Source organism: Afipia sp. MLSD5-FHT05B12 (genome assembly GCF_058793355.1).
Genome location: NZ_JBXAFS010000035.1, coordinates 1 through 17,602 on the forward strand (window position 1 = coordinate 1; position 17,602 = coordinate 17,602).

11 protein-coding genes are annotated in these 17,602 nt (G+C 63.3%); 6 read left to right on the top strand and 5 right to left on the bottom strand.

Annotation, left to right across the window (positions count from 1 at the left end; genetic code table 11):
• Window positions 1-73: 73 nt before the first annotated feature.
• Window positions 74-508 (bottom strand): hypothetical protein, encoded by a 435-nt coding sequence (locus AC1Q6J_RS22645; protein WP_492281396.1) that lies wholly within the window; start codon window positions 506-508, stop codon window positions 74-76.
• 96 nt (window positions 509-604) lie between these two features.
• Here AC1Q6J_RS22645 and AC1Q6J_RS22650 point away from each other — a divergent pair, with 96 nt between their 5' ends.
• Window positions 605-1,246 carry an MT-A70 family methyltransferase gene (locus AC1Q6J_RS22650; protein ID WP_492281397.1) on the top strand — a complete coding sequence of 214 codons (642 nt, stop codon included), beginning with the start codon at window positions 605-607 and terminating at the stop codon, window positions 1,244-1,246.
• 143 nt (window positions 1,247-1,389) lie between these two features.
• On the opposite strand, the gene AC1Q6J_RS22655 is transcribed toward AC1Q6J_RS22650, so the two are convergent.
• Both AC1Q6J_RS22655 and galU read right to left on the bottom strand, forming a co-directional pair.
• A complete protein-coding gene (locus AC1Q6J_RS22655; protein WP_492281398.1) occupies window positions 1,390-2,577 on the bottom strand; it encodes an OpgC domain-containing protein in 1,188 nt (395 codons plus the stop codon).
• 19 nt (window positions 2,578-2,596) lie between these two features.
• On the bottom strand, window positions 2,597-3,469 hold the full coding sequence (gene galU / locus AC1Q6J_RS22660) for a UTP--glucose-1-phosphate uridylyltransferase GalU (protein ID WP_492281399.1): 873 nt from the start codon (window positions 3,467-3,469) through the stop codon (window positions 2,597-2,599).
• Between the two features lie 436 nt (window positions 3,470-3,905).
• Here galU and AC1Q6J_RS22665 point away from each other — a divergent pair, with 436 nt between their 5' ends.
• From AC1Q6J_RS22665 to AC1Q6J_RS22680, 4 genes are all read left to right on the top strand, one after another.
• Window positions 3,906-5,339 carry a lytic murein transglycosylase gene (locus AC1Q6J_RS22665; RefSeq protein WP_492281400.1) on the top strand — a complete coding sequence of 478 codons (1,434 nt, stop codon included), beginning with the start codon at window positions 3,906-3,908 and terminating at the stop codon, window positions 5,337-5,339.
• A gap of 217 nt (window positions 5,340-5,556) precedes the next feature.
• Window positions 5,557-7,299 carry an SGNH/GDSL hydrolase family protein gene (locus tag AC1Q6J_RS22670; RefSeq protein ID WP_492281401.1) on the top strand — a complete coding sequence of 581 codons (1,743 nt, stop codon included), beginning with the start codon at window positions 5,557-5,559 and terminating at the stop codon, window positions 7,297-7,299.
• 87 nt (window positions 7,300-7,386) lie between these two features.
• Window positions 7,387-9,441, top strand: a complete 2,055-nt coding sequence (locus AC1Q6J_RS22675; RefSeq protein ID WP_492281402.1) for a methyltransferase domain-containing protein — start codon at window positions 7,387-7,389, stop codon at window positions 9,439-9,441.
• A gap of 150 nt (window positions 9,442-9,591) precedes the next feature.
• Window positions 9,592-9,978 carry a DUF1236 domain-containing protein gene (locus tag AC1Q6J_RS22680; protein WP_492281403.1) on the top strand — a complete coding sequence of 129 codons (387 nt, stop codon included), beginning with the start codon at window positions 9,592-9,594 and terminating at the stop codon, window positions 9,976-9,978.
• Between the two features lie 79 nt (window positions 9,979-10,057).
• Here AC1Q6J_RS22680 and AC1Q6J_RS22685 read toward each other — a convergent pair whose 3' ends face one another.
• The gene (locus AC1Q6J_RS22685) at window positions 10,058-11,515 is read right to left on the bottom strand and encodes a glutamate synthase subunit beta (protein ID WP_492281404.1); all 1,458 of its coding nucleotides are present in this window, start codon (window positions 11,513-11,515) and stop codon (window positions 10,058-10,060) included.
• Window positions 11,516-11,660: 145 nt separating this feature from the next.
• Window positions 11,661-16,379: a glutamate synthase large subunit gene (gene gltB / locus AC1Q6J_RS22690; RefSeq protein ID WP_492281405.1), complete on the bottom strand. Its 4,719-nt coding sequence runs from the start codon at window positions 16,377-16,379 to the stop codon at window positions 11,661-11,663.
• 531 nt (window positions 16,380-16,910) lie between these two features.
• Between gltB and AC1Q6J_RS22695 the strand changes: the two genes are divergently transcribed.
• The coding region (locus AC1Q6J_RS22695; RefSeq protein ID WP_492281406.1) for a hypothetical protein at window positions 16,911-17,602 on the top strand (692 nt) is incomplete at its 3' end.

Below are 17,602 nucleotides of genomic sequence, written 5' to 3' on the forward strand. Positions count from 1 at the left end.
TTGCAACCCGCCCCAACAGGGGGCAGAACCAGAACAGACTCTCCTTATAAACGAGGGCAACTCGGGGAGCAGGTCATGCAGTCTCACGAAAGGCGGCCGCGCTCCAACCGCCTTTTGCCCACGCTACATCGAAAATCAAATCGTTCGCCCATCCGGCTACCCTGCCATCTGGCCACTTCGAACCTCGCCACGCCCCCGAATTAGCGAGATGAAAAGTGAACAAGGAAAGCTGAGCGAAATTTGAGCTGTAAGGTCTTTCGACTGCAGCCTCGACAAAAGTGTCAATCATTATGAAATCTTCATCGATCCCTTGGGTGGAATAGAGAAAGAAATTCAACGGAATGAGTTGCCGATCCGTGTCTGCGATTTTTGAAGTTTCGCGCCACTGCTTGCGGCTTATGGGATCAAGGTCGCTGCAGCCTTTTGCGACCGCGGTATGAAGACGCTTGTATGAGTTGTTCCACGAAAAATTTTTAGTGAAGCTCCCGGGTGTGTAAGTGCTAGGCATCTTATTCCCTCGAATCGGTGCAATCTCTAAATTTACCAAATATTTCCTATGTCGTGGTCATGTATCTGGATCGTATTGCGTAAGGTGGTCCAGTTCATGTCAGAGTCCGAAGACTTATTTAAGTCTCTGAATAAAAAGAGATTTTCGACCATACTCGCTGATCCACCTTGGCAGTTCATCAATAAGACTGGAAAGGTTGCCCCTGAACACAGGCGTTTAGCGCGCTACGGGACGATGAAACTCGCCGAGATTGCGGCGATGCCTGTCGAGCAAATCTCAGAACCAACAGCGCATCTGTATTTGTGGTGTCCAAATGCGCTTTTGCCCGACGGTCTAGCAGTGATGCAGGCTTGGGGTTTCAAATACAAATCGAATATCGTCTGGCATAAAATTCGAAAAGATGGTGGCTCAGACGGACGCGGCGTTGGATTCTATTTTCGGAACGTCACTGAACTTATCCTTTTCGGTGTCCGTGGGAAAAATGCGAGGACACTACCTCCAGGTCGGAGCCAGGTAAATTTGCTTGGGACGCGCAAGCGCGAGCATTCGCGTAAGCCAGACGAACAGTACGACATAATTGAAGCGTGTAGCCCTGGCCCGTTTGTCGAACTTTTTGCGCGTGGAACGCGCAGAGGTTGGACTACGTGGGGTAATCAAGCCGACGAAAGCTATAAGCCGACCTGGAAAACCTACTCCAATCATTCTCAGGCGGGTAAAACCTTAGAAGCTACGGAGTAACATTCGTCATGGCCGCTTGTCCCGGGCCATCCACGTCGCTCTTAAGATGCTGGAGTGACGTCGTGGATCACCGGGTCAAGCCCGGTGATGACGATTGAGAGATCGGTCGCTCGCAATGACGCCAACTGCAAACGCGTGCGTCTTCAAAACAGTTTCGGCCGTGCGCCCGCCGCCTTTTCCGTCGCCGTCATCAGCGTTGCGACCGCGATCATGACGGCGATGCCGAGCGCGCTGATCGCAAGCTGCATCACGATGCCGCCGGACCAGGCTTTCAACATTTCGCCGGCAACAAAGGACAGCGGCACGCCGAGGCAGTAAATCGCCAGCGATTGCTCGCCGCAGCGGATCGCCCCGCGCGCGGGCCACGAATTCAGCCAGCACCAGTCGTGCGGCATCAGGCGCAGCCCGACCACGGCGAGCGCCGCGAAATGCAGCACGCGCAGCGGGTCGAGGCCGCTCTTGTCGATCGGATACATCAGCGCCTTGATCGTTTCGGGTATGAACGCTGCCATCGGCTTGATGTGCCAGCTCAGCACCACGGCGAAGCTTAAGACGAGATAGGCGATGGCCAGCGCCAGCACGGCGCGCGAGCGCAGCAGCGGCGCGAGCCTCGACGCGCCGCCCATCGCCGCCCACGCGCCGAACACGAACAGCAATTGCCAGGCCAGCGGATTGAAGAACCATTCGCCCTTCGGCCAGGTGGTCAGGTTAAATCCCGAGGTCTGCACGGCGATGTAGAGCACCAGCGATCCGGCGAACGCCACCAGCGTCGCGGCGCGCGACATCAGCCAGAGCAGCGGCGCGCACAGCAGATGCAGCAGCACGAAGACCGGAAGCACGTCGGTATTGACCGGCATGTAATGCAGCAGGCCCGCGTGCATCAGCGCCTCGCCGGGCGAGGCGAACAGCACGGCGGTGTTGGTGTCGTCCAGCGTCACGCGGTCCGCGCCGTTCACCGTGTAGACGATCGCGACAATGGCGACGATCAGCAGCAGGAAGGCGGCGTAGATTTCGACGCCGCGCCGCACGCTGCGTGCGAGGCCATGGAAAAAACCCTGTTCTTTCAGATCGCGGCCATAGGCCAGCGCGCAGGTATAGCCGGAGACGAAGAAGAAGATTTCCGTGGTGTCGCTGAAGCCGTAATTGCGCAGCGTCAGCCATTCGCCGATGTTGTTCGGGACGTGATCGAGGAAGATGAACCACAGCGCGATGCCACGGAACAGGTCCAGCCGCAGGTCGCGCGGCTGGCTTGCGGTCTTCTGCGCGGAGGCGGAGCTGGCGCCGCTGTCATTCATCGCGGCGATTGTCGGCGAGCGGGGCGGATTCCGCAATGGGGTCCGCCCGCTGCCTTTAGATATACTTCTTCATCTCCGTCAGCAGGTCGCTGCGCAGATCGTCGCGGTCCATCGCATAGGCAATGTTGGCGGCGAGGAAGCCCTGTTTGGAGCCGCAGTCGTAGCTCTTGCCCTTGAACTTGAAGCCGTAGAACGGCTGTGACTTCGCAAGGCTCAGCATGCCGTCGGTGAGCTGGATTTCGCCGCCCGCGCCCTTCGGCTGCGTCTCCAGCACCTTGAAGATCTCCGGCTGCAAGATGTAGCGCCCGGTGATCGAGAGATTTGACGGCGCGGCTTCCTTCTTCGGCTTCTCGACCATGCCGTCGAGTTCGAACAGGTCGCCCTTCGCCTTGCCGACGCCGACTACGCCATACATGTGGACCTGGTCCATCGGCACTTCTTCCACCGCGATGATGTTGGCGTTGGAAGCGCCCGCCGCATTGGCGGCGTCGATCATCTGCTTCAGCCCGCTCGGCTTGTGCTTCACCAGCACGTCCGGCAGCAACACCGCGAAAGGCTCGTTGCCGATGATGTCGCGCGCGCACCACACCGCATGGCCCAGCCCAAGCGGCGCCTGCTGCCGGGTGAACGAGGTCGCACCGGCGTCCGGCTGGTCGCGCTCGAGGATGTCCATTTCCTTCAGCTTGTTGCGTTCCTTCAGCGTGTCCTCAAGCTCGTAGGGCCGGTCGAAGTGGTCCTCGATGACGCCCTTGTTGCGGCCTGTGACGAACACAAGGTGTTCGATGCCGGCTTCCAGCGCCTCGTCCACCACATGCTGGATCAGCGGGCGGTCGACCACGGTGAGCATTTCCTTCGGCATGGCCTTGGTGGCCGGGAGGAAGCGGGTGCCAAGACCGGCGACGGGAAACACGGCTTTACGGATTTTCATGAGGCTCTTTGCAGGCTGAGGGAGACGTTTGAAGGAGTGGTTTGGAGGGGTGTTAGCAGGTTTTATCGGGCTGAAAAACGGCGGGGCGGGTCAGGAGTTTCGTAAAGGTTAGCGGATGAACGATGGCTGAGCGCCGTGTGGATTTTTTGAGGCGAGCTTTCCCTCTCCCCTTGTGGGAGAGGGTGCTGAGCGGCGGAGCCGCGAAGCGGGTGAGGGGTCATGTTCGCGGCATCAATTAACCCCTCACCCGGCTCAATCTCGCTTTGCTCGATTTCGCCACCCTCTCCCGCAAGGGGAGAGGGGAAAGAAGGCCTCCACACGGGAGAGCCGGATGCCCGCGTCATCTCGCCGCCAAAAAATGCCGCGTTGTTAATCGGGTGGAAACCCTGTCCGGGCCTCCTGTATCCGGGATAGTCTTGAGCGGGTGAAACGTAAAATGGCACGGATCGAGCGTGAAGAGAGCGCGTGGCGGATGGCCGCGGGCGCAGTCCTGACCATGTCGGTGATCGGCGCGGCGTCACTGCTGGCGGGTCCGGCCCAAGGGCAGACCGCGTCGGGGCGCGGCGGCTTGACCCTGCCGCGCGGCGACATCACCGGCTCGATCCAGCAGCAGCCGTCGCAGGCTCTGCGCCAGATGCAGCCCGCGCCGCGCCGCATGGCGCAGGCGTCTCCGCCGAAGGAATGGAGCGGCGAGGATGGTGCGTCCGGGCATCCGCTGATGACGGCGGACGCGATCCGCCGCTCGGCTGCGAATTTCGACCGCTGCGTCGCCGGGATGTGGCCGGAAGCCGCGCGCCGCGGCGTTTCGCAGGCGAGCTTCGAGCGCTTCACGGCGGACCTCACGCCAGACCTGCGCATCATGGATCTGATGGACTCGCAGCCCGAGTTCACCAAGTCGGTGTGGGATTATCTCGACATTCTGGTCACCGACGCGCGGATCGCGCGTGGCCGCGAGGTGCTGGCGAAAAACGCGGCGACGTTCGCGGCGGTTGAAAAAGCCTATGGCGTTGACCGCTACATCGTCGCGGCGATCTGGGGCATCGAGTCGAACTACGGCACGCAGGGCGGCGACCGCAGCGTTTTGAATTCGACCGCGACGCTGGCCTGCGTCGGAAGGCGTCAGGGATATTTCAAGGACGAGTTTCTCGCCGCACTTGAGATTCTGCATCGCGGCGATCTGACGCCGCAACAGATGCGCGGCTCATGGGCCGGGGCGTTCGGCGCGACGCAGTTCATGCCCACCGCGTTCAAGAAGTTCGCGGTGGACTTCGACCGCGACGGCAAGCGCAACACCGTTGACGACATCCCGGACATCATCGCCTCCACGGCGGCGAAGTTCAAAAAGGACGGCTGGGCGCCGGGACAGACCTGGGGCTATGAGGTCGAGGTGCCGCAAGGCTTCAACTATCTCCATGCCGATCGCGCGAAGAACTACACCATCGCGCAGTGGGAGCATCTCGGCGTGCGACGCGCGGGCGGCAAGCCGTTCCCGCGGGGTACCGACAAGGCGTTTCTCCTTGCGCCGGCGGGCGCGGACGGGCCGGGTTTCCTGATGCTCGGCAACTTCCGCTCGATCATGCGCTACAATCCGTCGGAGGCTTACGCGCTCGCCATCGGGCACTTTGCGGACCGGCTGCGCGGTGGTGCGCCGTTCGTGCAGGAATGGCCGCGGCAGGAGCGGGTGCTGTCCCGCGCCGAGCGGCAGGAAATGCAGCAGCTTCTGGCGCAGCGCGGCTTCTATCGCGGCGAGCCGGACGGCAATCTCGGCGGCGAGACCAGGAAGGCGCTGCGCAGCTTCCAGGCCTCGGCGGGTCTGCCTGCCGACGGGTTCGCCTCGTCCGGCGTGCTGGAGCGGCTGCGCGGGCGGTAAGCCCTAAAAGCCTATGCTTTTCAGCGGGTTTCCCGGCCTTTGAGGGCCGGGCGGTAACCTTCAAGTTGACATTTTCCGGGCGCACTTGACGGATGCGGCCCGACCCCGGTTTATGGGCTATTGCCGGAGTTTGGGGCGGTATTTACGCCCGGATATGCAACCGCGGCGACTGCGCGAGCGACCAAGATTCATGTCGAAACCGAACAGGCCGAAACGGATGTCTTTCCTGCGCGTGTTCACCGAGCCGGTAGGCCGCGTGAGCGCGGCCGTCCTTAATTATAAGGGGCATGACGTTACCCGAAAACCGCTTCACACTTTTCGGCGTCATGCCCTCCTGACTGTTCTTGCGGTCGCGGGCGCGATGCTGTTCGGGATCGCGGGACCAGCCTCGGCGCAGTTCTTCGATTTCGGTTTCGGCCGCCCGCAGCGGCCCGCGCCGCCTCCGCAGCGCGGCGGCGGTGGTTTCTTCTCGCCGTTCGGTGACAGTTTCGGCCCCGCGCCGCAGGCGCCGCGCCCGGTGGATTCGTCGCGTGCGCCCGCCGCCGCCAAGCGTGACGCCCCCGCCGACCGCAACGTGCTGGTGCTCGGCGACGCGATGGCGGACTGGCTTGCCTACGGCCTTGAAGACGCGCTGTCGGAAACGCCAGATCTCGGCGTGATCCGCAAGCACAAGACCATCTCCGGCCTTTTGAAGTATCAGCCCAAGGGTGACCCGGCGGACTGGGCCGCGGCGGCGAAGGGAATTCTCGCCACCGAGAAGCCCGACGTTATCGTGGTGATGCTCGGCCTGCACGACCGCATTCCGATCCGCGAACCGGTCGTCGAAAAGAAAGCCGACGCCAAGCCGGGCGAGAAGCCGGCCGACAAGAAGAACGCCAGGAAGGATCCCCGCGCCAAGCCGAACGAGGCCAAGCCAAACGAGACAGAGGCGGCGAAGCCGTCGGACAAACCCGCCAGCGAAAAACCCGCCGACGACACTGAGAGCAAAACCGCGGACAACAAGCCGTCCGATACCGAAGCCGCTCCGGACGACGACGATCAGCCGCAGGTGATGGCGCCGGAGAAGTCACGCGCGGCCGGCGGCATGCACGATTTCCGCGAGGAGCGCTGGGTCGAACTCTATGCCAAGAAAATCGAGGAGATGATCGCTGTCCTGAAGTCCAAGGGCGTGCCGGTGCTGTGGGTTGGATTGCCCTCGGTGCGTGGGCCCAAGGCGACGTCGGACATGCTGTTCCTCGATGCGCTGTATCGCGACGGCGCGGGCAAGGCCGGCATTACCTATGTCGATGTCTGGGACGGCTTCGTCGATGATGCCGGGCGCTTCGCGCAACAGGGCCCGGACTTCGAGGGCCAGATCCGCCGCCTGCGCTCAAGTGACGGTGTGTTCTTCACCAAGGCCGGTGCGCGCAAGCTCGCGCATTATACCGAACGCGAAATCCGCCGCGTACTCGCCGCTCACACCGATGGCCCGCTGGCCGTGCCGAGCGAAACCTTCGCGCCGGATTCCAATATCCGTCCCGGTGAAGCGGGGCCGCGTCCGCTGATGGGTCCGGTGATGCCGCTGGTGGCCTCGCAGGTCGGCACCGATGAACTGCTTGGCGGTGTCGGCACCCGTCCGGCGTCGGTCGATGCACTTGCCGCGCGCACGCTGGTGAAGGGCGAGCCGCTTGCGGCTCCCGCCGGCCGCGCCGATGATTTCTCATGGCCGCGCCGCGAAGTCGGTGCGCTCAGCGCGCCGCCCAGCGATCCGGTGGTGGCGAGTGCGCCGTCCGACGGGACCGCCGCGCCGCCGAAACCGAAACCGAAGAAGCAGCAGGTCGTGGTCCAGGGACTGTTCAATCCCTCCGCGCCGCCGCAGCAGCAACGGCCGCGCTCCGTGCCGCGTGACGGATTCCTGCGGCCTCCCGGTAATATCGGCTCATCGGGATTCGGCTTCGGCGGCCTGTTCGGGCGCTGGTAATCCGCACCATCACCGCATCTGGATCGCATCAGGCCGATGCAGTAGTGTCCGCGCGGCTGCTCCAGAACACTTCGTCAGGTCGCGATCGTGAACAGAAAACAACGCCGGGCTGAAGGAAAATCCGGCAAGGGCGTCACGCGCTCGTCCAGCCTTCTCGAAGAAACCTTGTTCCACCAGGCCATGGCGCATCATCAGGCCGGGCGGCTGCGCGACGCCGAAGCGAACTATCGCGATGTACTCGCTGCCAATCCGCGCCACACTGGCGCCTTGAGCTATCTCGGTCTGCTCGCGCATCAGGCCGGTCACAGCGACACCGGCATTGATCTGTTGCGAAAAGCGATCGCGTCGGACAAGCGCAACGCCGAGCCGCATTACAATCTGGCGCGCATCCTGTCCGACTGCGGACGCGATGACGAAGCGATCCTGCACAACCGCAAGGCGCTGGATATAAGCCCGGATTTTCCGGGCGCACACAATAATCTCGCCGCGCTGCTGTTGCTTCACGGACGTTCCGGTGAAGCGTTGACGGTCGCCGCCGATGGACTTCGGACAGAGGACACCGCGGGCCTCAAATCGACATTCGTGATGGCGCTCCGCTCGCTTGATCCGGCGGCCATCAAGCTCGATCCGCATGTCATTCAGCTTCTGGTGCGCGCGCTCGGTGAGCCGTGGTGCCGTCCGCGCGATCTGTCGGCTGCCGCCGGCGCGATCCTGCTCCGCAGTCCCGCCATGGCGCGCTGCGTCGAGCGGATACCGGGGGCGGAACCCGCCCGGCGGCTGGCCGAACTTTTCACCCGGGACGATCTCGTGGCATTGGGCAACGACGGCCTGCTGGAAGCACTGCTCGGCACGTCGCCGGTCACGACGGTTGCGATCGAGCGGGTTCTGACGGCTGTGCGCCGCGCATTGCTGAACGAGATTGGCTCAGACTCGCTCGAGAGCGATGAGGCTTGGCTGCCGCTGGCGGCGGCACTCGGACAACAGGGCTTCATCAACGAGTACGTCTTCGATGTTACTGAAGACGAGAATGCCCGGCTTCTCCAGCTTCGCGATGACGTCGCCGGGGCCATCGCGCGGAACGAGGCGGTTGCGCCAATCAGGCTTGCGGTGCTTGCGAGCTATCTGCCGCTGCATTCCATTCCCGGAGCCGAACGTCTCGCGGCGCGATCCTGGCCGGATGCGGTGGCCCCGCTTGTCGCGCAGCAGGTCACCGACCATCGCGAGGAGCAGGCGATACGGCCCGGGATCGAACGATTGACCGCGATCGAGGATGACGTCTCGGAAAAGGTTCGCGCGCAGTACGAGGAAAATCCCTATCCGAGATGGAGCAGGATATTCGCGGAAACCCAGCCGCTGCCGGTGGATCACTATATCGGGATGCGATTTCCGGGTGTGCCGTACAAGCCGCTTGGACATCGTGCGCTCGACGTTCTGGTCGCAGGCTGCGGCACCGGGCAGCATGCGATCCAGCGCGCGCTGCAATTCAGGCCCGCCAATATCCTCGCGATCGATCTCAGTCTCAGCAGCCTCAGCTACGCGATCAGGAAGACGCGGGAACTTGGACTGACCAACCTGCGCTATGCGCAGGCGGACATTCTGGCGCTGGAGAACGACAGGACGTTCGATGTGGTCGATTCCAGCGGCGTGCTGCATCACCTGAAAGAACCGCTGACGGGCTGGCGCAAGCTGGCGAGCCTGGTGCGTCCGGGCGGGCTGATGCATATCGGACTTTACAGCGCGGCCGCGCGCGCCGACATCAATGCCGCGCGTGCGTATCTGGCGCAGCAGGGCAGGGACTATTCGGTTGCCGAGGTTCGGCGTCTGCGGGCGGAATTCGCCAGCCGCGCGCCGGGAGACCCGCTGCACAATGTCATCGGGTTCAGCGATTTCTTCAGCATGAGCGAATGCCGCGACCTGTTGTTCCATGTGCAGGAGCATCAGTTCTCGATTCCGCAGATCGCGGATTTTCTTCGCGAGATTGGCTTTACATTCCTCGGCTTCGAGACACCGGCGCGGACCAGCTATCTCCGGCGGTTTCCGGGCGACAGGGCTGCGACCGATCTTGCGAACTGGGCAGTGTTCGAATCCGAGAACCCGTCGACATTCGCGACGATGTATCAGTTCTGGCTTCAGAAGAGCTGATCGTTAAGCGTGCGCCCGGATTTTGCCGCAGTTCCACGTGGCTTGTACCTCATCGCTGCATAAAATTTTCACCGGTTCCAGTACTCGCGATTCGGAACGGTCATTGCCGTGAGCCGTTGGTCAGCCTCTCAATGCGAAGAGGAGAATGACATGAAGATTCGTATGGCAATGGCAGTTGCGGCGATCGCGCTGACGCCGGGCCTTGCACTTGCGCAGACCGCGACGGAGCAGGGCGCGCGTGAGGGCGCGGCGACGGGTCACGCCATCGGCGGCCCGGTCGGCGGAGCCGTTGGCGGAACTGTCGGCGCGGCGGTCGGCACTGCCGTCGATATCCCGGCGGCTGTGATTTCATCGGTCACTGGGTTGCCGGGACCGTCGGTCGTGGTGAAGGAGCGTGTGGTGGTTGGTGAGCCGCTGCCGGATTATGTCGAGTTGCGTCCGGTGCCGAGGCACGCCGAGTATCACTATGCGGTGGTGAACGACCGGCGTGTGATCGTCGAGCCGCGGACCCGGCGTGTCATTCGCGTCATCGAGTAACGGCGCGCTGAGCAGCCGCGCTGGATGATGCGAAGCGAAAAGCCCCGTCACCGGACGGGGCTTTTTTGTACGAGAATTTTCAGCGCGGCAGCGCGGTCGATCCCGTCAGGAACTGATCGATCGCGGCGGCGCACTGGCGGCCTTCGCGGATCGCCCAGACGACGAGCGATTGTCCGCGGCGCATATCGCCTGAGGAGAACACCTTCGCGACCGAGGTCTGGTAGTTGTTGGTCGAGGCGCGCACATTGCCACGCGGATCGAGTTCGACGCCGAGCTTCTTGAGCAAACCTTCATGCACCGGATGGACGAAGCCCATCGCCAGCAGAACCAGTTCGGCCTTGATTTCGAACTCGCTGCCCGGCACCGGCTGCATCTTGTCGTCGACATGGACACAGTGAAGCCTCGTGACCTTGCCGTCGTGGCCGGAAAACTTCTGCGTCAGCACGGCGTACTCGCGGATCGCGCCTTCGGCCTGGCTTGATGAGGTGCGCATCTTCAATGGCCAGTTCGGCCAGCTCAGCGCCTTGTTCTCGCGCTCCGGCGGGGCCGGCATGATTTCGAGCTGGGTCACGGACTTCGCGCCCTGGCGGATCGAGGTGCCGATGCAGTCGGAGCCGGTATCGCCGCCGCCGATCACGACCACGTCCTTGCCGCCGGCGAGAATCTCGCGGATATCGCCGAGCGGCTCGTTGCCGACGCGGCGGTTCTGCTGCGGCAGGAAATCCATCGCAAAATGAATGCCGTCGAGGTCGCGGCCGGGGATCGGCAGGTCGCGCGATGCTTCCGCGCCGCCGGTCAGCGCCACGGCGTCATAGGCCTTGACGAGGTCCTGCGGCTCGACAGCGCCGGCATAGTTGCCGCCAACCGGCGTGTTGTAGTGGAAGACGACGCCTTCGGCTTCCATCTGCGCCACGCGGCGGTCGATGATGCCCTTTTCCATCTTGAAGTCGGGAATGCCATAACGAAGCAGGCCGCCGGCCTTGGCGAACTTCTCGAACACATGAACCTCATGGCCGGCGCGCGCGAGTTGCTGTGCGGCGGCAAGGCCCGCGGGACCGGAGCCGACCACGGCGACCTTCCTGCCGGTCCTGGTTGCCGCGACTTCCGGCTTGAGCCAGCCGTTGTCCCACGCGCGATCGACGATGGCGCATTCGATGGTCTTGATGGTGACCGGGTTGTCGTCGATGTTCAGCGTGCATGACGCTTCGCACGGCGCCGGGCAGATGCGCCCGGTGAACTCGGGGAAGTTGTTGGTCGAGTGCAGGTTGCGCGAGGCTTCTTCCCAGTTGCCGTTGTAGACGAGGTCGTTGAAGTCCGGGATCTGGTTGTTGACCGGGCAGCCGGGCGTGCCGGGCTGAACCGAGCCGGTGCCGTGGCAATAGGGGATGCCGCAATTCATGCAGCGCGCGGCCTGATCGCGCGTGTCCTTCTCGCTCAGCGGAATGACGAATTCCCTGAAATCCTTCACCCGCTCCGCGACCGGCTCGTACTTGCGGTCGTGACGCTCGATCTCAAGAAAACCTGTAGGCTTACCCATGGTGACTCTGACGCCCCTGCAATCCGTTTCATCGTCATCCTGAGGTGCGAGCCGTTTCGGCGAGCCTCGAAGGATGAATGTTCTGCTCCGTCACCCTTCGAGGCCCTCGCTATGCTCGGGCGCCTCGGGATGACGGGATTTCTGCTTACGCTCCGATCGCGATTTTCGGCTCTTCCGGCTCGCGCGATTTCATTTCCTTCAGCGCGCGGCGGTATTCGACCGGCATCACCTTGCGGAACATCGGAAGATACTTCTTCCAGTTCGCAAGGATGTGCTGCGCCCGCGCCGAGCCGGTGAGCTTGGCGTGCCGCGTGATCAGGACATGCAGCCGTTCAACGTCCTCGCCGAGCAAGTTCGAAAACACGTCGACGCGGCCATGCGCCTCGAGATCGCCGGAGGAATGGAACGCATTCTGGTTGACCATTTCCTCGGACAGCACCGGCTCAAGTTCGACCATCGCCATGTTGCAGCGCTTCTCGAACGTGCCGTCCTCGTCGATGACGTAAGCCACGCCGCCGGACATGCCGGCCGCGAAGTTGCGTCCCGTCTTGCCGAGTACGACGACAATGCCGCCGGTCATGTATTCGCAGCAGTGATCGCCGGCGCCCTCGACCACCGCGACCGCGCCGGAGTTGCGCACGGCGAAGCGCTCGCCGGCGACGCCCTGGAAGTAGCACTCGCCCTCGATGGCGCCGTACATCACCGTGTTGCCGACGATGATCGATTCTTCCGGCACGATGCCGGAGATATTCGGCGGCCGGACGATGATGCGTCCGCCGGACAGGCCCTTGCCGACATAGTCGTTGCCTTCGCCTTCGAGATCGAAGGTGACGCCGCGCGCCAGCCACGCGCCGAATGCCTGTCCTGCCGTGCCCTTGAGGCTGACATGGATGGTGTCGAGCGGCAGGCCGGTATGGCCATAGGTCTTGGCGACGAGGCCGGACAGCATCGCGCCCGCGCTGCGGTCGGTGTTGTGAATCTCGGCCTCGATCTTCACCGGCGCGCCGCGGTTGATCGCCGCCTGCGCTTCCTTGATCAGGCTGCGGTCGAGCACGTTGTCGAGGTGATGGTCCTGCGCCTCGGAATGATAGATCTTCTGGCCGGGCAGGGCCTTCTGCTTGAAGAACAGCTTCGAGAAGTCGAGGCCCTTGGCCTTCCAGTGCGCCACCAGCGTCGACTGGTCGAGCATCTGGCTCTGGCCGACCATCTCCTGGAAGGTGCGGTAGCCGAGCGAGGCCATGATCTCGCGCACTTCCTCGGCGACGAAGAAGAAGTAGTTGATGACATGCTCGGGCTGGCCGGTGAAGCGCTTGCGCAGCACCGGGTCCTGCGTCGCGACGCCGACCGGGCAGGTGTTGAGATGGCACTTGCGCATCATGATGCAGCCCGCTGCGATCAGCGGCGCGGTGGCGAAGCCCATTTCGTCCGCGCCCAGGAGGGCGCCGATCACAACGTCACGTCCGGTGCGGAAGCCGCCGTCGACCTGCACGACGATGCGGCTGCGCAGCCGCTCACGCACCAGCGTTTGATGGGTTTCGGCAAGGCCGATTTCCCACGGGCTGCCGGCATGCTTGATCGAGGTCAGCGGCGACGCGCCCGTGCCGCCCTCGAAGCCGGCGATGGTGACATGATCCGCGCGCGCCTTGGCGACACCGGCCGCAACCGTGCCGACGCCGATTTCCGAGACCAGCTTGACCGAGACCGCGCCGTCCGGATTGACGTTCTTCAGATCGTAGATGAGCTGTGCGAGATCTTCGATCGAATAGATGTCGTGATGCGGCGGCGGCGAAATCAGGCCGACGCCCGGCGTCGAGTGGCGCACGCGGGCGATGGTCGCGTCGACCTTGTGGCCGGGCAACTGTCCGCCTTCGCCGGGCTTCGCGCCCTGCGCCATCTTGATCTGCATCATGTCGGAGTTGACGAGATATTCCGTCGTCACGCCGAAACGTCCCGAGGCGACCTGCTTGATGGCGGAACGCATGGAATCGCCGTTCGCCATCGGCTTGAAACGATCCGCTTCCTCGCCGCCTTCGCCGGTGTTGGACTTGCCGCCGATGCGATTCATCGCGATCGCCAGCGTGGTGTGGGCTTCGCGCGAGATCGAGCCGAACGACATCGCGCCGGTGGCGAAGCGCTTGACGATCTCCTTGGCGGGCTCGACTTCATCGAGGGGCACAGGCTTGCGCTTGTCGTCCTCGGCGGTCTTGAGCTTGAACAGGCCGCGCAGCGTCAGCAGCCTCTCGGACTGTTCGTTCAGCACCTTCGCGTAGGCGCGATAACGCTCCTGCGAGTTGCCGCGAACCGCATGCTGAAGCAGCGACACGGTCTCGGCGTTCCATGCATGGTCCTCGCCGCGCGAGCGGTAGGCATATTCGCCGCCGACATCGAGCGCGGTCTTGTAGATCTGCGCGTCGCCGAACGCGTCGGTATGACGGCGCGCGGTTTCCTCGGCGATCTCGGCAAGGCCGACGCCCTCGATGCGGGTATGGGTGCCGGCGAAATACTTTGCGACGAAATCCGCCTTCAGGCCGACGGCGTCGAAGATCTGCGCGCCGCAGTAGGACTGATAGGTCGAGATGCCCATCTTCGACATGACCTTGAGCAAGCCCTTGCCGATCGACTTGATGTAGCGCTTGACGATTTCCTTGTCGTCGAGCTTGGCCGGCAACTGGTCCTTCATCGCGACGATGGACTCGAATGCCAGATACGGATTGATCGCTTCGGCGCCGTAGCCCGCAAGGCAAGCGAAGTGATGCACTTCGCGCGGTTCGCCGGATTCCACCACAAGGCCGACCGAGGTGCGAAGTCCGGTGCGGATCAGGTGATGATGCACGGCGGCGGTCGCCAGCAGCGACGGAATCGGAATTCTGTCGGAACCGGCGGCGCGATCCGACAGGATGATGATGTTGACGCCTTCGCGAACCGCGGCTTCGGCGCGGCCGCACAGTTCCTCCAGCACCTGCTCCATGCCCGAGGCCCCGAGGCCGGCGTGGAACGTGGTGTCGAGCGCGCGCGACTTGAAGTGATTGTCGGCGACGTCGGAGATCGAACGGATCTTTTCCAGATCCGCGTCGGTCAGGATCGGCTGGCGTACTTCGAGGCGCTTGGTCTTGGACAGGCCTTCGATGTCGAACAGGTTCGGGCGCGGACCGATGATGGAGACGAGGCTCATCACCAGCTCTTCGCGGATCGGATCGATCGGCGGGTTCGTCACCTGCGCGAAGTTCTGCTTGAAATAAGTGAACAGCGACTTCGGCCTGCTCGACAGCGCCGACAGCGGCGTGTCGGTGCCCATCGAGCCCGCGGCTTCTTCACCGGTCGACGCCATTGGTGTCATCAGGACAGCGAGATCTTCCTGCGAGTAGCCGAAGGTCTGCTGGCGATCGAGCAGCGACAGGTTGGAACGTGCGGCCTTGGCCGGCGCATCCGGCATCTCTTCGAGGACGATCTGGGTGCGGTCGAGCCACTCGCGGTAGGGATGGCTCTTGGCGAGTTCCGCCTTGATCTCGTCGTCTGGAATCAGGCGGCCCTGATCGAGGTCGACCAGCAGCATTTTGCCGGGCTGCAAGCGCCACTTGGTGACAATCTGGTCTTCCGGAATTGTCAGCACGCCCATTTCGGACGCCATCACGATGCGGTCGTCCTTGGTGACGAGATAACGCGCCGGACGAAGGCCGTTGCGGTCGAGCGTGGCGCCGATCTGGCGGCCGTCGGTGAAAGCAATCGCGGCGGGGCCGTCCCACGGCTCCATCAGCGCGGCGTGATATTCGTAGAACGAGCGGCGCTCTTCGTTCATCAGCGGATTGCCGGCCCAGGCTTCCGGCACGAGCATCATCATCGCGTGCGACAGCGAGTAGCCGCCCTGCACGAGAAATTCGAGCGCGTTGTCGAAGCAGGCGGTGTCCGACTGTCCCTCATAGGAAATCGGCCACAGCTTCTCGATGTCCTCACCGAATTTCTCGGAGGAGACCGAGGCCTGACGCGCGGCCATCCAGTTGACGTTGCCGCGCAGCGTGTTGATTTCGCCGTTATGCGCGACCATGCGATAGGGATGCGCCAGCGACCACGCAGGGAAGGTGTTGGTCGAGAAGCGCTGATGCACCAGCGCCAGCGCGGATTCGAAATCCGGCTCGTGCAGGTCGGGATAATATTTGCCGAGCTGGTCGGCGAGGAACATGCCCTTGTAGACGACGGTGCGGCACGAGATCGACACCGGATAGTAACCGGCCAGCGCGCGTTCGCGGCGCTGATAGATCGCGTTCGAGATCGCCTTGCGCAGGATATAGAGGCGGCGCTCGAAATCGTCTTCACCGGCGCAGTCGCCGCAGCCGATGAACACCTGCATGCAGTGCGGCTCGGTCGGCTTGACGGTTTCACCGAGCGAGGCGTTGTCGACCGGCACGTCGCGCCAGCCGAACAGCTTCAGGCCTTCCGACTTGATCTTGTCCTTGACGATGCCCTTGATGACTTCGCGCCAGGGCTTCTCGCGCGGCAGGAACAGCTGGCCGACGGCGTATTCACCGGCGCCTGGCAGGGTGAACCCGGCTTCCTTCGCCTTGCGTGCGAAGAAGGCGTGCGGAATCTGCACAAGGATGCCCGCGCCGTCGCCGGCGCGCGGATCGGCGCCGACTGCGCCGCGATGTTCGAGATTGCAAAGGATGCTGATCGCGTCGGACACGATCTGGTGCGATTTCTTGCCCTTGATGTTGGCAATGAAGCCGACGCCGCAGGAATCCTTTTCCAGCGACGGGTCGTACAGACCGGCGGTATCCGGACGCCAGTTATGTTCGCGCGGTTTCAAGGCCGGGTCCGCGATCAGCGCATCCACCTCGATTTCATTCCGCTCGAACTCTGACCCGCTCATTCTCATCCTCACGCCTCTTTGGATTTAGAGGCAGTCTATTTTTACCCATTTTGGCCGCAGCTTCGGCGTTCGCGGAACCCTTCGGAATTTCCCTTCTCTGGGAAGTCCTCGGGGCCACCGCTCGCGCTGTCACGAGCCTCGCTTTAGAAAGTGCAGTTCGCGCGGGCCGTTTCCGGCTGCCATGCGGCCTGCTGATATTACCGGCGCTGCAAACGCCGTGCCGAGATTACCCGGAAATTGGGACAGTAGTCCTGTCCTAATGCCGAGATTGCCAAACTTTTTCCTATCACACAAGCGCGTGAGAGTCCTCCCGGTGTGGTGGTTCGCGCAGCTCTGCACAAGGAGGCGAACTGCGGATTCGGAACACCGGGATGCGCTGTGGACCGCCACGCCGCTACCCGAGAACGCCGCGGGATTAAGGCATTGCCGCCGCCATCCGGTCCTAGCTCCGCCGAAATCGGAAATCACGTTTACGCGGACTTTTGGGAATCCGGGGACGGATTTGGGACCCAGAATGGGGAGGCCTGCGAGATGACGTCGTTTTCCAGAAAGCAACTGATTGGATGCGCTGTTGCTGCCGGCGCTGTGTTGGCCGCCGGGGTTTTGGCGTCTCCGGCGTTCGCTGCCGACGATTTTCCGGTGGTGGATGACATTCATATTCCCATGCCGCGAATTCTGGAAGACGAGGGCGATCCGCTGCCGCCTCCGGCCTATGACAGGCCTCCCCTTGAGCGGTCTTACGGTGAGGAGCGGCCTTATGCGCAGCGGCCCTATGCCCCAAGTCGTTCTGCGACAGGTCCTCATGCGGCGATTCCCTCGGCCCGCTTTCAGCGCTCGACACTGGGCGCGCGCCCGATGCTGCCGCCCGAGCAGGTCGTAACCGTCCTGCGTTCAAGCGGTTATTCGCCGCTCGGCCGGGTGACCCAGCGCGGCTGGATCTACACCATCGCCGCGATCGACCGGAACGGCGACGACGGCCGCCTGATTATTGATGCCCGCACCGGCCAGATCATGCGCTTCATTCCGGCCCAGGCGGTCGATGAGCGGATGATGACGGTCTACGGCCCGCCCGGCCCGCCGCCCACAATCTATGCGGGCTATGAAAACCGCCGCGGAGCGCTGCTCGACCTGCGAAACGTGCCACGCCCGCCGAACGCGGTGCCGAGAACGGCGCAGCGCCCCGGCGCGATGGCGGCGAGCCGGACCCCGGCGCCAGCCGGGAC